The organism is Staphylococcus sp. 231237_7MaSpsaltlick (genome assembly GCF_043107035.1).
Map to the genome: position 1 here is coordinate 1 of NZ_JBICNX010000206.1, position 826 is coordinate 826.

General features: G+C 35.5%; 1 pseudogene. It reads left to right on the plus strand.

Going from position 1 to position 826, the window contains the following annotated elements:
* Nucleotides 1-826, plus strand: a pseudogene (locus tag ACF91D_RS30935) (peptidase G2 autoproteolytic cleavage domain-containing protein); the annotation flags it as partial.

Here is an 826-nt window from a genome sequence, read left to right on the forward strand (position 1 = left end):
CGTTTGAAATAGATGATGGTTCGCAATATGTATTTATGAATAACAACATTTCATATAAATGTTATGCAGGGTTAGAAATAAAAGCACATGGCGATAGCTCTGCAGCTGCAGGTGTATTAGTTAATAATCATATGAGTATTAAAGATTGTCGTTCATTTAATCCTAGACACATTGGTCACCATAGAGCAGCAAGTGATGACAAATCATTAACTGCTAAAAATGTGGTTTTAAATAACTGTATTTCTTTATTCCCATACGCTAATAACGTTTATCCAGGTTATACGCCTAGAGCGTTAGTTATTTCTGCTTACAATAACATTACTGTAAACAACTTTATTGCGGTAGGTGATGACAACTTCCCAAGTGGCGTACCTGCAATTGCGATTCAATTCATGTGCAGCAACGTAACGTTGAACAATATATCTGTAAATGGATTCAGAAATGCATTAGCAGATGTTAAGGTATTTGGTGGTACAAATAAAGGGCATAACATTACTTTAAACAATATCAACACTTATCAAAGTAGTAATCATATAGGTATTGCAGGTGGTTCTCAAGTCAAAGGAATGAAAATTATCGGCGGCAATTTACAAGGTAATGGCACAGGAAACGGGATTGAATTATATAATAATTTAGTTGAAATTATTGGCGTTAGTGCCGATGGGTATGCGAATGCTGCTTATATCGCTAAAGAAAAATATAAAGTTGTACCGACATCACTTAAAGGTGGATTTAGCGCAGGTTCTACAGGTTCTGCTGCTATTTCTGAACAAAGTGCAGTTATTGCTTCAACAGGTGGATCACGTGCTTACGATTCAAGAAGTTA